The following is a 13,272-nucleotide window of genomic DNA, read 5'->3' as shown; positions in this document are numbered from 1 at the left end:
GATAAAAGATTCGGCGTCAGTATGTTCGAAACCGCTTTCTTTCGGATTCGGCGCTTTTATCGCACATAGTTCGTTGTGCCGTGCGATATCATCTGTCTTTTCCGCTTGCAAAGAGCGGGAGCCGTTTTGTTAAAGATTTATTGACTTCGATTTTCGCTTCTTTTCCGTCCCACGTATAGGTGCCCGTTCTGCTCATGATGTATGAGCGGATACCGGTTTTAATAAAGGCCGAACCGCTTCCGGAAATCGTTCGGAATACGACGGAGGCGGTAAAAGGATCCTGTCCTTTTTTTATATCGTCGATGAGCGACGGGAATTCGATGATGACGGATTGTGCATTCGTTTCGTCGGCGTATTCCATACGCAAAGCGGGAAGCGATGCGCTTATCCTCCTGATCGTCGTTTCATAGCGTTTCTTTTTATATGTGACGGTACCGTAGGTTAAGTCGGGGATATGCAGCGCGTCGAAATATTCGCCGTAAGTGTTTTTGAAAAACTCATCGGTTTTCGCGCTGCCCGTTTCCGCTATGCGGTTTTTGAGCGAATCGCATTCGTCGATGATGTTTTTCGCCGCGGAGATTTTATACGGGGTGGCATACAGTTCGAACATGGAAATGAATTTGAAATTGTCCGCATTCTGTGCCATAAGCTGTCCGCCGAACGAGGTCATCGTTTTGATTTTCGGCACATCGACGCGGTTCAGCATCGTCACCGCTGTAATCGTATCGAAGATATTGTAGCCCCAGCGGGAAAGCTCGGATCGCGCGGCGTTTTTGAGATAGGTTTTCATCTGAGCGTCGGCTTCTGCGATTGCGTTTTCGTTTTCTTGTCTGATATTGTCGAGAAGCGACACGTCGCTTGCCGTATACGTTTTTGCCGTATCGAGGGTGCGGAGCGCTTCGTTTTGTACGGAGCTTGCCGCCATTTCTTTTTTAAATTCTGACTCGGAATCTTTTGTCGCTCTGAGCGATATCGTGTATTCGTTCGGTTTTTTTCCGAACGTAAATATGAGGTAGGGACCCCATGCCGTCGCGGTCGCCGAAAAGAGATCGAGATTCTTTCCTCCGAAGGCGCCGTGAAGGAGGGCATCGAAGGTTTCGTTTTGCGATGAAATATCGGCTTCGGAAAAATGAGGAGTGGCAAAAAAACTTTTCGGCGTTCCGTCGAATACCGGATTGTAACGCGTCATATACGTCCACATCGTGACGAGGTAGAGCGGAATCGATTTCGTTTCATCTCCGCAGTGCAGCGCGAGCGTACAGGAACCTTCGCTTGTGAGCGTCATATCGCTTACGGAACAGGTGACGCCGTTTATCGTTTTTCCGTTTAGCGCGACGGTGCCGACATAGGCGTATTCGTTTTTCTTTTCGGCTTCCGCTTTTGCGCCTGAAAGAAAAGCCGAAGGCGAGAGGACGAGGTGATAAGGCTCGAAACTCCATTCGGTATCGATCAGGTTTTTATAATAAAAACCTGTTTTTCCCGCGGGATCGGTACCTGCAACGCGAAGGACGCGGGCATCGTTTCCTTTGCCGTTTTGAAATATGCAGATGTATTTTGAAAGGCGTGCATTGCCCGAAAGCTCTATGTCCGGCTGTTTATACCAATCTTCGTTCGGCAGTCCCCAGCGCGTAAAATTGGAACGATAGTCGCTGCCTTTGTAGCGCTGTTTTTCGGCGACATAGGTGTATTTGAAAAACATCGGATCACATCCCATCGTGTCGTAATCGATGAGGCGCGTGTACATCGTGCCGTCGTCTCCGATGAGAAAAAGCGTCGAACCGCTTGCGCTGATGTTTTGCGCGCTAAAGGCGCCGCGCTCGGGACCGAGGATTGTATCGCTCAAATCGGTCGGAAGCCCCGAATCGGTAAAGCGTATTTCCCGTCCGTTTTCGGTGAGAAAGTAGACGGTCGTAACGCCCATCGTTCCCCAATTGTGTTCGTTGCCGAAGCGGTCGGTATACCATTGGATGCTCGCTCTCCTCGTGCCGGTCGCCCAGCCGCGCTTATGTGCGACGAGATCGTTTTGCACGAGCTGCTTTTTTTCCGGCCAGCCGAAACCGTTCGTCCACACGAATTTTTTGTCGACGCGGTTCGATGCGAGCGGACAGACGAACATTTTTTTTTCGTCGTCGAATACGAGCAGCATATCGTCGTCGGCCGCGATTTCGACGATCTTTTTCGGTATGTCGAAACGGTCGCCGGGGGCTATGCGCTTTTTTTTCGGAAAGGGAAGGCCCGTCCCCTGAAAGAGCGCCCAATTTTCGCTGCCCGCTTTTTTTATCATGATTTTTCCGTCCGAGAGGCAAAACTCCCAGCCGCGCGAAAAAGTCTGCGTGAGCGTAGCGACGAAAACGTGCTTGGGAAGGTTTCCGTTTATATCGCTTTCCGAAAACGCCCGTCTTTTTGCGTCCGCCGTATTGGCCGTAGAAGTGTTTTCCGTCATGTGTGCTCCGATTATTTTTTTGCCGCATAAAAAAAAGATAAGCGCACCCGCGAGGGGGATAGCGGAGGTCAAAAGTATTTTTCGATATTTCATACGCTTAAAATAAACGATTTTTACGCGCTCTTCGACAGCGCCGCGCCTTTCGAATTCTAAAAAGCTCGAAGCGGCCGTCTCAAAAGCCGTTGCTTTTTCGACAGCCCGCCGAGTTTCAAACGCAAGTTTTTACGGTTTTGTGGCTTTTATCTCTTTTACGGTGTAATCGTAGTTGTGGTCGTTGATCGTAAAGGCGACGCGCTCGCCGATTTTTTTATCCATAAGCGCGTTTCCGAACGGCGACATATACGAGATGATATTGTTGTCGGGATCCGATTCCCACGGACCGAGTATCGTGTAGGTTTCGTCTTCGTTCGAGTCGTTGTTGTGCAGCGTTGCCGTCGTCGAAAACGAAATGAAGGCCGTCGTGATCGTCGTCGGATCGAAGACGACCGCCCGTGAAAGCTCTTCCTGCAGTTTTGTAAGCCGTTCGTTTAAAAAGTGCTGGTGTTCGCGCGCGGCTTTATATTCGGCGTTTTCTTTCAAGTCGCCCTGAGAGCGGGCTTCACCGATTTCTTCGGCGTTTTTCGGAATTTCGACCGTGCGTATTTGCTCTTCCTGCGCTTTCTTTTCTTCAAGCATTTTCGCCGTAACGAGCATACCGCGCTGCTGCATGGAAGATTTTTCTTCCGATGCTTGAAATTTGAAGTCCGGATATTTTTCGAGAATTCTGTTACGCAGCTGCGCCTTTTTTGCCGGATCGAGATCCGCAATGTCGGCGACGAGCGTATACATACGTTTTACCGTATCTTCGTTGTTTTCGAGCATATAGCTTATGAGCGTGTCGTCCGTGAACAGCAAATCGATTGCAGCTTTATTGATTTTTTTATTTTCCGTCGTATTTACGTGATTACTGATTTCACGGAACGTGAGTTCGACGATATTGATCAGCGCGATAAGCTGCTTTTCGTAGGCGATGCCGGCGTTTTTAAACCAATCGTCGTCTTTGCATTCGCGGAAAAAAAACAAAACGGCTTGGCGGTTGTCTTTGAAATTGTCGAACGAATCGGCTGCAAGGCGCCGAACCATATCCGTTTTTCCGGCGTTGATAAGAGAGGTGAGCATGGCGCGGTTCAGTACCGTCGGAAACAGACGTACGTATTGTTTGTCCCAATCGGGAAGGAGCTTTACATTTTTAATAAAATCTTCACGGAGCGTCGTGTTTTTCGTGTCTTTGAGCGAAAGATACATTTTGCGCGGCTCTTCGATTTTGTCGTACAATTCTTTAAATGTAAATTTGATTTGATAAGCGGACGACGGAACGAGCATATTTACCTTTTGAACGGTCAAAAAGGAAGCGACAACCTGTTCGTTTATGTGCGAAACCGATTTTACGAACCCGATAAAGTAGGAGAGCATTTCGTTGAACGTTTCGCCGCTTTTATCCGTTTCGTCGTCTTCGATAAAACGCAAAAACATATCGACTCGCGGGAAAAATTGCTTTTGCGCTTTGAATTCGTTTGCGAGCTTTATATCTTTGCTTACGTCGTGATCGCGCACCGTATACATATTGACGTCGTTCGTGTCCACGCCGAATTGAGGATTCGATTCGAGAATCTTTTTTGCCGCACTGTTCCACGACGTCCATTCGCCCGGAGTGAGGACGGCCGGAACGAGTTCGGCTTTGATGCGCTTGAGGTCGCAGCTGTTGTCAAAACTTTTGATGATCGTTTTAAGCGCCTGCGTTTTATCGCTCTTTACTTCTTTTGCAAGATCTTCGCGCTTTTTCGTCGCTTTCAGTACCCAAATGTGATCTTTTGCAAGCGGCTGGAGCGCGCTTACCGCCATTTTGAGCGACATGGAACGCACGCCGTATTTTTTTCCGAAATTGATTTTCAGCGTATCGTCTTCGACCGAGCGGATTATGCCGACGCCCCACGAACGGTGAAATACGTAGCTTTTGGCATCGAATGCGATGTGCTTTTCAAAATCGTTTATCGCTTCGAATACGTTACGGAAACTCTGGGACAGGTTCGACGAGCGGATATAATCTTCAAGATGCGCTCTCCCTTCGTATTTTCCGCGATAGCAGTCGACGAGCTCTTTACGCGCCCACGTATCGTGCTGGTCGATTTCGAGGATCTGCTTTAAGATATCGATCGAAGTATCCCATTTTTTATTGTCTTTGTACCACGTGTACAATTCCTGCATGAGGACTGCGCTCCGCTCTTCGCTGATCGTTTTTGCGATTTTCCGTTTGGCGAGCATAAAAAAATCGATTTCTTCGGGGATGAGTTCGACGAGGCGGGACCATGTTTCTTTTACCGCGTTCATGTTTTTTGCGGTGATGTAGCGCAAGTGCGCTTTTTTATAATAGTCGATTGCCGTTTCCGTGTCGTTTGCCGCTTCGGCGTGTTCGGCGAGCAGTTTTGCCAAATCCGCTTCTTCAAAATCGAGCTTTACGATCTTTTCGTAAAGGTCCCACACTTTATCGCTGTTATCCGCACGCAGGCAGTCGGCAAGCGTACGGAGAGCGAATTTATTGTTCGGATCGTCGGCGAGAATCGTTTCGCAGAGATAGACGACGATATTTTCTTTGTGATTTTTTTGAAAAATATCGACAAGGTTTTCGAGCGCGGAATTGTCGAGCGCGCCTTTGCCGAGCGACACCATGCCCGACAGGTACAGCGCGATAATGCTGTCTTTCGTATGGGCGAGGTGTTCGTCGCAGATTTGCTGGACTTCGTCGGCACATCCGGCTTCCCGCGATTTTTCCACGATGTCGGCAAGCTCCGTAAGATTGTTCTTTGTATAATTGCTGATCGCCGCGCGTGTCCACGTCTCCTCTTTGAGCATGCTTTGAACCTGCGTTACGAGATTTTCATCTGCCATACGATACTCCTTGTTTAATAATTGTAAATTGTTGTTAATTTATAAATAAAGTTTACAGCCTCTTGTTCCGGCCGATTTTTATTTTCCGACGGATTTACATCTTTTGCACTCACTTCATATACTGTTCGTAAACGGCCGAATCGAGTATTTTTATCTTCAGCAGCGTATCGTTCACCGGTTTCGAATTGTCGTTCGAAGCGAGGTAGTAGTCGATGAGCCAAAAATACAGATTGATGAGACGCGGCGTAAGATTCACCGAATCGCATGAAGGATCTTTCATCTCCGTTTCGATCGCGTAGATTTCCTGTTTTAATTTGCTGATCTCCTGCAGCTTGAGTTCGCGCCGCACGTTAAAAACGCCGTAAAGCACTCCGTATACCGGAAGCCACTGCAAGAGCGTCATACCCGTGTAGCCTTTTTCAGCCGTCTTTTCGAATAATACCCGAATCAGTTCGGAGTCGAGAAAGCTCGCGTCGATTTTTGCCGGATCGATAAAAAACGCTTCGCGGAAAAGGACTTTTGCGTTCCGCTCGTGTCCGCACAGCGCAAAACAGTCGGCAAGTTCGGCGAGCACCGAAGGAATCCCCGGCTGCGCAGTATTTGAGGCGGTAAGAAATTCCTTGGCCTCTTCGAATTTGCCGAGCTTTTTACAGCACAAGCCCGCTTTGCGGTAGATTTCCGCTTTTTGTGCGGTATCCCGCTCGTCCAACAGCTGCCGGTAATTTTCAAGGGCGCGCAAAAAAACGCCGCGCTCTATCGCTTCGACTGCAGGGGTATACACATTCGCTTTTCGCGAAAGAAAGGAGCGGAAGCGTTTCCAATCGGCAAGGATGCTTTCACCGCGTTCAAACGCGTTTTCCAGCGCGTCGATCTGCCGTATGTGCGGAATCCAAAAATTGCAGCAGTCGGCGGTAAATACGAGCTCGCCGCATTCGAATTCGTCTTCGAACAGGTTTTCAAGTATTTTCTGTGCTTCTGCGGGATCTGCGCGTTCCATGCAGGCGATGACTTTTTTGAGCCCGGCTTCCGTTTGAATTTTCATAGCTGCACGTTTTATTATAACAAAAGGATTTTTTTTAGTCAATTATAATTTTATATCGAAAATAAACTAATGTTTATACCCGCTTTAGGGAAATCTGTCAAGCCCTTAATTCTGTTTCGGTCGAACCGTTTATACCCGCATAAAAATCTGCCGATATTGTAATGATGAAAACCGTCGTTATTTTAAATGCCGCATTCGGCGCTCGGTATATGTTCGAAAAAGTTTTCGGCGGACGTTCCGCATACGACAGGGCGCTTTCGTGGGCGGCTTCCGTTTCGGGAGGTGCTCCCGTCGTCGTCCTTGCCGCATCCGATAATGCCGAAAGGTGTAAAAGAGAAGCCGTTTTCATTCCCGTTTCCGTAAAAGAAAAGGAAGTGTGGACGGCGGCCGATGTACTCGACGAAATTGCAGGTATGAGTGAAAAAGCGGAAACCGCGCTCTACGCCGCCGCCGACTGTCCTTTTTTCGACAAAGCGCTCAGCGATGAAATTCTTCGCGTGCATAAAACCTACGCCGCAGAATATACTTTTGCCGACGGCTATCCCTACGGCTTGGCTCCCGAAGCGATCGATACGGGAGCGGCCGCCATCATAGCTTCTCTTTCGCGGCAAAAAAATCTCGGAGACGAAGCCGTCACACGGGATGCCGTCATGAAGATTTTAAAAACCGATATCAATTCGTTTGAAATCGAAACCGTACTCGCGCCGAAGGACTGGCGTCTCTACCGACTTTCATTCGAATGTTCGACGAAGGCGGGCTATATCGCTTCTCGTGCGCTCTACGATGCGTGCGGAGAGGGAAAAGACGCGGCAAGCCTTTCTGAAAAAGCGGTGACCCTCGTGTCGGTTTTGAAAACCGTACCCGCCTTTTACAACGTGCAGATTTCAGGCAGGGAAGAGGGGGAGTGCATTTATTCGCCGTATAGTGAAGCATATAAAAAAACGTACGGAGAAAAAAATCCGCGCGATATGACGATCGCCGAATTCCGGCCTCTCGTGTCGCAAATGGCATCCCTTTCGGAAAGCGCCGTCGTTTCGCTTTCGGCGTGGGGTGAGCCGCTTTTACATCCCGATTTTACGGATTTTGTTAAAGAGGTCGCTTCTTACGACGGACTTTCGCTCCTTGTCGAAACGAACGGTCTGCACCTAACCGAAGAACTGTGTGAAAAAGTCAAAAAGGCTTCAGGCGGGAAAATCATTTGGATCGTGCTGCTCGACGCGGTAAGCGAAGCGGCGTATAAAAAGATGCGCGGCTCTGAAGGCTCGCTTTCAAAAGCTCATAAAGCCGTCGCTCTTTTGCAGCGCGCCTTTCCCGATACGACCTATCCGCAGTTTGTCCGGACGAACGACAACGAAGCGGAACTCGAAGCCTTTTACCGATTTTGGAGAGACGATAAAAACGGCGGCAAAGTGATAATCCAAAAATACGATTGGTTTTCAGGTCTTCTTCCCGAGTGTAAACCCGCAGACCTTTCGCCCCTCGAACGCAATCCGTGCTGGCATTTGCGGCGCGACATGACGATCCTCTCCGACGGAAATGTACCGCCGTGCCGCGAATACGTTTTTAACAATATCATAGGCAATGCGTTTACGGAAAGCCTTGAGTCGATTTGGGAGAGGATGACCTCTTATGCCGAAAAGGATATGAAGTGCGAATACGGGGAAGTCTGCAGGAAATGCGATGAATACTATACCTTTAATTTTTAACGAACGGCAGATCAACCGCACCGTTATCGGCGGGAGAGCGCCGTCGGAAAAAAAGATGGACGTTTCCGCCGTCCTCCTCAATTCGAACGCGAGCCGCTTTCACGCGCAGACGCTTGAAACGCTTTCGAAATGCGGCTTCGCTTCCGTCGTTTCGATCGAACCGAATTCGGGCAGCTGCAATATCGAAGAGCTTTCCAGGCGCATACCGTCCGTGCAATTCGTAGTTCCCCTCGAATCGGTGACTGACGGAGATATGATCAATATCGGCATCGGGGAAGCGCCTTCTTCTTACGTGCTCGTGCTGCGCGATTCGCTTTACATCCCGCAGGGGATTTTGCCGCCGCACCTCGCCGAAAATCTCGTAAAAACCGAAAAATACTGCATTGTACCGCGTCTCTTGGATGCGGAAAAAAAAGCGCTTCCGGTGCGCTTTACGCCCGAAGCTTTTCGCGGAAAGTTTTCCGTTTCTCAATCCGCAGTCGTCAAAGACGGTATGTATACATTGTATCCTTTCGATTATATCGGCCTGTACAATAAAATGAAATTCATCCGCCTCGGCGGCTTCGACTATACGATCACGTCGCCGTATTATCAAAATCTCGATTTGGCGCTGCGTTCGTGGCTGTGGGGAGAGGAGATCTGCCTTTCGACGTCGATGCTCTTTTCCTACGACGAGAGTGTTCCGATCGAAGACACGACGGCGGACTTAACTTATCTGCAGTTTTATCTCAAAAATCTGGCGCCGCGTTTTAAATCCGATTCGGGAGGAGCTATCGCGCCTCTTTCGTTTTTCAATTTTCTTGCACATTCGTCGTGCGGCTTTTTCGAAGCGAAGCGGCGGTTTTCGGATGCGAAAAAATGGGTGTATACGAACCGCGCGAGATTTCACACGGATGTCAGGCATTTGATAGAAGAATGGAGAGAATGATGACGGCGGTAATCGTTCAGTGCAGAATGTCTTCGACTCGCTTTCCCGGAAAAGCGCTCAAAGATTTGGGCGGAAAACCGGTACTCGCGTGGACGCTTTCGGCGATGAAAAAAGTAAAAGCCGACGCGTATTACGTCGCAACGGATGAAGCGTCCTTTTCCGAACTCGAGCCGGTCGCGCGCTCGTGCGGCTGGGAAATTTTTTCAGGTCCGCTCGACGACGTTTTAAAGCGCTTTTGCCTGTTGATCGAAAAAATCGATGCCGACGTCGTTCTGCGTGCGACCGCCGACAATCCCTTTTTATTTTACGAAGCGGCGGAATCTCTCCTCGACGAATATATGCGCCGCATTGCGCTTTCTCCGTGCGATTATATGACGTGGACGGGGCTGCCGCACGGTTCGGGCGTCGAAGTGTTCAGCGGCAAAGCTCTCGTCGCGGCCGAAAAATCGACAAGCATACCCTACGACCGTGAACACGTGGCGCCTGCTCTCTATAATCACCGAAATCGCTTTTCGGCTGTGATGCAAAAAGCGCCTGCTCGTTTTTATTATCCCGATTACCGCACGACGATCGATACGCCTTCAGATTATCGAAGAGCGCTCGCTGCCCTTCGCTTTCTTTCCAGGGGAAAAGCGGGAGATGAGCCCTATACGACGGAACAGATTTTATCGGCCTTTTCCGAGCCGGGCGTTACGCATCCCGTGCTTTTTATGCCGTCGGTAAAAGAAGGGGGAGGGACGGGACATGTGAGGCGGTGTCTTGACGCCGCGATCGAGTCGGGCGCCCTCGTCTATATTCCGAAAGATGCGTCGCTTCGCGAATGCGGCGAACTTATCGAACAGGCGAAAGGAAGGGGGCTTTCGGATTGGCAGATCGTCACGGAATACCCGCTTCCCGGAGAATATTCGCTCATCGTTTCGGATTTTTTTTCGCTCGATAAACATACGGCATCTTCCCTGTATGCCGCCGCCCCTCTTGCCGCGATCGACGAAGGGTCGGACAATACGTGCTTTTGCGATTATCTCATCGATATCATTCCGTCGAATCTTTCGCGGAAATCGAATATAAGCGAAAGCGCATTTATGACGATGCCCTCCCGTACGAGGAGCGGGGAAGAAAGCAAAACGCGCTCCGATATAAAAACCGCCCTCGTGTGTTTCGGAGGCGAAGATCCCGCATCCCTTACCGTTCCCGTATCGATATCGCTTCGGCGCGAAGGTCTCTCTGTGAGCGCAGTCGTCCCCGAAGGCATCGACTCGTCTGAAGCGGAAGAAGCCGGTGTGATATGTATGCGCCCCGTTCCCGTTTTGCGCGAAATGCTTTCATCCTACGATCTCGTCGTAACCCATTACGGGCTTACCGCATACGAAGCCGCCTATGCAGGTTGCGCCGTGCTTTTGTTTTCGCCGACAAAGCTGCACGCATCCCTTGCAAAAAAATACGGCTTTACCTGTCTCGAAAAAAAAGATGCGGCGGGAAAAAAACTGCATGCGGTTTTAAGCGAAAGCGAAAAACTCTATCCGCATATCGAACGCGTAAATCGGCACGCTTCGCTCGGCGCTTTTATCTCATCCCTTGCAAAGGGCAAGCGTTTTTCTTGTCCCGTCTGCGGACAAAGCGATCCCGAAAAAAATGCCGTCGTTTCGCGCACGCTGCACCGGACCTTCAGGAGATGCTCTTCGTGCGGCATGATTTATATGTCGTGGACGGATTCAAATGCGGCACCCGATTACGGCAAAACTTATTTTGCCGAAGAGTATAAAGCGCAGTACGGCAAAACTTATCTCGAAGATTTCGATGCGATAAAGGCGCAAGGAGAGCGCCGCATCTGCGAAATCGATTCGCTGGTCAAAAATAAAAAACGCTTTGCATCGAAACTTTCCGTACTCGACGTCGGCTGTGCCTACGGTCCCTTCCTTGCGGCCGCATCGGAAGACGGATGGCAGGCATTCGGTACCGACATATCGAAAGACGCAGTATCCTATGTGCAGTCTTCGCTTCTCTTTCCCGCATCCTGCGCTTCTTTTCCCGATTTCGATCCCGCGTCGGAATTCGGCGTTCGGCAATTCGACGCGCTTACGATGTGGTATGTTATAGAACACTTTCAAAATCTTGATCGTGTCCTCGAAAGCGCCCGCGCTTTGGTAAAAGACGGCGGTATCTTTGCGTTTTCGACGCCGTCAGCAGAAGGCGTTTCCGCTCTTATGAATACGGACGATTTTTACGCGCAAAGCCCCGCCGATCACTATACTTTGTGGGAACCGTCCAAAGCAAAACACATACTCAAAAGATTCGGTTTTACGGTTGAAAAGATAATTTCGACGGGACATCATCCCGAGCGTTTTCCGCAAGCGAAAAAACACGGCTGGAAAAAAGATTCGCTTATGTATTCGTTCTACGCTTTCCGAAGCCGCATTGAGCGGCTCGGCGATACTTTCGAAGTGTACTGCAGAAAAACGGGCGGGGCGGGAGAGGGAGAAAAATCGCATGGATAAAAACATACTTATACTCGGCGCGGGCTTTTTGCAAAAACCCGCAATCGAAGCGGCGAAAAAAATCGGCTGCCGCGCGGTCGTCGTCGACGGTAACGAAAGCGCCGTCTGTGTCGGACTTGCCGATAGATTCGAACGCATCGATTTAAAAGATAAAGAAGGAATTTACGAGTTCGCAAAAAAATTGCAAAGGGAAGGAGAGCTTCGGGCAATCTTTACGGCGGGAACCGATTTTTCTGCTTCGGTTTCATACGCGGGAGAAAAGCTCGGACTTTCCTGCCACTCCTATGAAGCTGCGTGCAACGCGAGCGGTAAAGTGCGTATGCGGCAAAAGTTTTCGGAAGCGGGCGTACCCTCGCCGAAATTTTTCGGCGTAACGAAAAAAGAGAGCGATTTCGATTTTATTAAAAAATGCGTGCGAGAACTCGGCTTTCCGTGTGTCGTAAAACCCGTAGACAATATGGGAGGCCGTGGCTGCCGCATGATAAGGAGCGAAGCCGAAGCCGAAGGTGCTTTGCAGACGGCCCTTGCGTCTTCACGGACTGAAAACGCTATCCTCGAAGAATACATGAGCGGTGATGAATATTCGATCGACGCGCTCATATATGACGGGACGATGACGATCACGGGCTTTGCCGACCGACACATTTTTTTCCCGCCGTACTTTATCGAAACGGGGCACACGATGCCGACTGCGATATCCGATGCGAAAAAAAACGAACTCATTGCGGTCTTTGCGCTTGCGGCAAAAGCGCTCGGTCTCAGCTGCGGGGCGGCAAAGGCCGACATCAAATATACGGAAAAGGGGCCGATGATAGGCGAAGTGGCCGCTCGTCTTTCCGGCGGCTTTATGTCGGGCTGGACATACCCTTACGCGTCGCACTGCAATCTCACCGAAGAAGCGCTCCTCATCGCGTGCGGAAAAAAGCCTTTGTTTCTCGAAGCGCATCGGAAACGCATTCCGTTTACGCCGCCCCCTTCGTGCGGAAACTGTCGAGCGCCCTACGAACTGTACGAACTTCCGTGTGTTGATACGAGCGCGGAGCGCGCGTGGATTTCAATTCCGGGAATCGTTAAAGAAGTATCGGGCTTGGAAAAGGCGCATTCCGTTCCCTTCGTCAAAGACGTATTTCCGCGAAGCGGTGCGGGAGATGCGGTCGTCTTTCCGCACAACAACGTGCAAAAATGCGGCAATGTGATTTCATCGTCTCCGTCGCGTAAAGATTCGATCGCCGCCGCGGAAAAAGCGGTTTCTGAAATCGTGCTGCGCTTGGAACCCTGCGTCCCCGAAACGGATGCGTTTTTTGCCGATACGCACTTTCCGCCCGATGCTTACGGAGCGGCATGCGCCGCACTTTTGCGGCAGGATAATGCGGCACGTACCGCAAACCGAGAGGGGACAGAGGCCGACCTCGGCGAAAAACCGTTTTCAGATACGGGCGATACGATCGCCGGAAAAACGCTTTTAGACGATACGGCGTCCATAAGGGGCGTCATACCGAAAGGCGTTCGCGTTTCCGATCGCGTGCCGCAAGTTTTACGCAGACTTTACGAATCGGATGAGCGCGACTGGAATTATCGAAGCTTTGCCGAAAGCTGTGCACTTTTCGACGAACTCTGTCCCGATCATCCCGACCTCGACGCGAAAAAATTTTGGCGCGCGGGACTGCGGGGGGGGGTGCAGGGAATGCTGTATTTTGCCGATACTATAGATAGGGTAAATACCGACTTTTGAA

7 protein-coding genes are annotated in these 13,272 nt (G+C 50.2%); 4 read left to right on the top strand and 3 right to left on the bottom strand.

The features are described from left to right. Positions 1–88: 88 nt before the first annotated feature. The 3 genes from H9I35_RS02460 to H9I35_RS02450 form a co-directional block, all read right to left on the bottom strand. Positions 89–2,536: a hypothetical protein gene (locus H9I35_RS02460; protein WP_187420064.1), complete on the bottom strand. Its 2,448-nt coding sequence runs from the start codon at positions 2,534–2,536 to the stop codon at positions 89–91. Between the two features lie 129 nt (positions 2,537–2,665). After that, the gene (gene greA / locus H9I35_RS02455; protein WP_187420063.1) at positions 2,666–5,368 is read right to left on the bottom strand and encodes a transcription elongation factor GreA; all 2,703 of its coding nucleotides are present in this window, start codon (positions 5,366–5,368) and stop codon (positions 2,666–2,668) included. Between the two features lie 109 nt (positions 5,369–5,477). Next, the gene (locus H9I35_RS02450; protein ID WP_187420062.1) at positions 5,478–6,410 is read right to left on the bottom strand and encodes a tetratricopeptide repeat protein; all 933 of its coding nucleotides are present in this window, start codon (positions 6,408–6,410) and stop codon (positions 5,478–5,480) included. Positions 6,411–6,574: 164 nt separating this feature from the next. Here H9I35_RS02450 and H9I35_RS02445 point away from each other — a divergent pair, with 164 nt between their 5' ends. From H9I35_RS02445 to H9I35_RS02430, 4 genes are read left to right on the top strand one after another with little or no spacing between them, the layout of a single operon-like run. Further along, on the top strand, positions 6,575–8,116 hold the full coding sequence (locus H9I35_RS02445) for a spiro-SPASM protein (RefSeq protein ID WP_187420061.1): 1,542 nt from the start codon (positions 6,575–6,577) through the stop codon (positions 8,114–8,116). Then, positions 8,091–9,044 (top strand): hypothetical protein, encoded by a 954-nt coding sequence (locus H9I35_RS02440; protein ID WP_187420060.1) that lies wholly within the window; start codon positions 8,091–8,093, stop codon positions 9,042–9,044. The genes H9I35_RS02445 and H9I35_RS02440 overlap by 26 nt, the downstream gene beginning before the upstream one ends. Next, positions 9,032–11,539: a cytidylyltransferase domain-containing protein gene (locus H9I35_RS02435; RefSeq protein ID WP_252722698.1), complete on the top strand. Its 2,508-nt coding sequence runs from the start codon at positions 9,032–9,034 to the stop codon at positions 11,537–11,539. The genes H9I35_RS02440 and H9I35_RS02435 overlap by 13 nt, the downstream gene beginning before the upstream one ends. After that, a complete protein-coding gene (locus H9I35_RS02430; RefSeq protein ID WP_187420059.1) occupies positions 11,532–13,271 on the top strand; it encodes an ATP-grasp domain-containing protein in 1,740 nt (579 codons plus the stop codon). The genes H9I35_RS02435 and H9I35_RS02430 overlap by 8 nt, the downstream gene beginning before the upstream one ends. Position 13,272 lies beyond the last annotated feature (1 nt).

Source organism: Treponema sp. Marseille-Q4132, from assembly GCF_014334835.1.
Lineage (GTDB): Bacteria > Spirochaetota > Spirochaetia > Treponematales > Treponemataceae > Treponema_D > Treponema_D paredis.
The sequence above is the reverse complement of the archived record's forward strand: the minus strand, read 5'-3'. Positions and strand labels throughout refer to the sequence as shown.

Coding starts and splice junctions, on each gene's coding strand:
- greA (WP_187420063.1), bottom strand. CDS start 5,368: ATGGCAGATGAAAATCTCGTAACGCAGGTTCAAAGCATGCTCAAAGAG.
- H9I35_RS02440 (WP_187420060.1), top strand. CDS start 8,091: ATGAATACTATACCTTTAATTTTTAACGAACGGCAGATCAACCGCACC.
- H9I35_RS02450 (WP_187420062.1), bottom strand. CDS start 6,410: ATGAAAATTCAAACGGAAGCCGGGCTCAAAAAAGTCATCGCCTGCATG.
- H9I35_RS02430 (WP_187420059.1), top strand. CDS start 11,532: ATGGATAAAAACATACTTATACTCGGCGCGGGCTTTTTGCAAAAACCC.
- H9I35_RS02460 (WP_187420064.1), bottom strand. CDS start 2,536: ATGAAATATCGAAAAATACTTTTGACCTCCGCTATCCCCCTCGCGGGT.
- H9I35_RS02445 (WP_187420061.1), top strand. CDS start 6,575: ATGAAAACCGTCGTTATTTTAAATGCCGCATTCGGCGCTCGGTATATG.
- H9I35_RS02435 (WP_252722698.1), top strand. CDS start 9,032: ATGGAGAGAATGATGACGGCGGTAATCGTTCAGTGCAGAATGTCTTCG.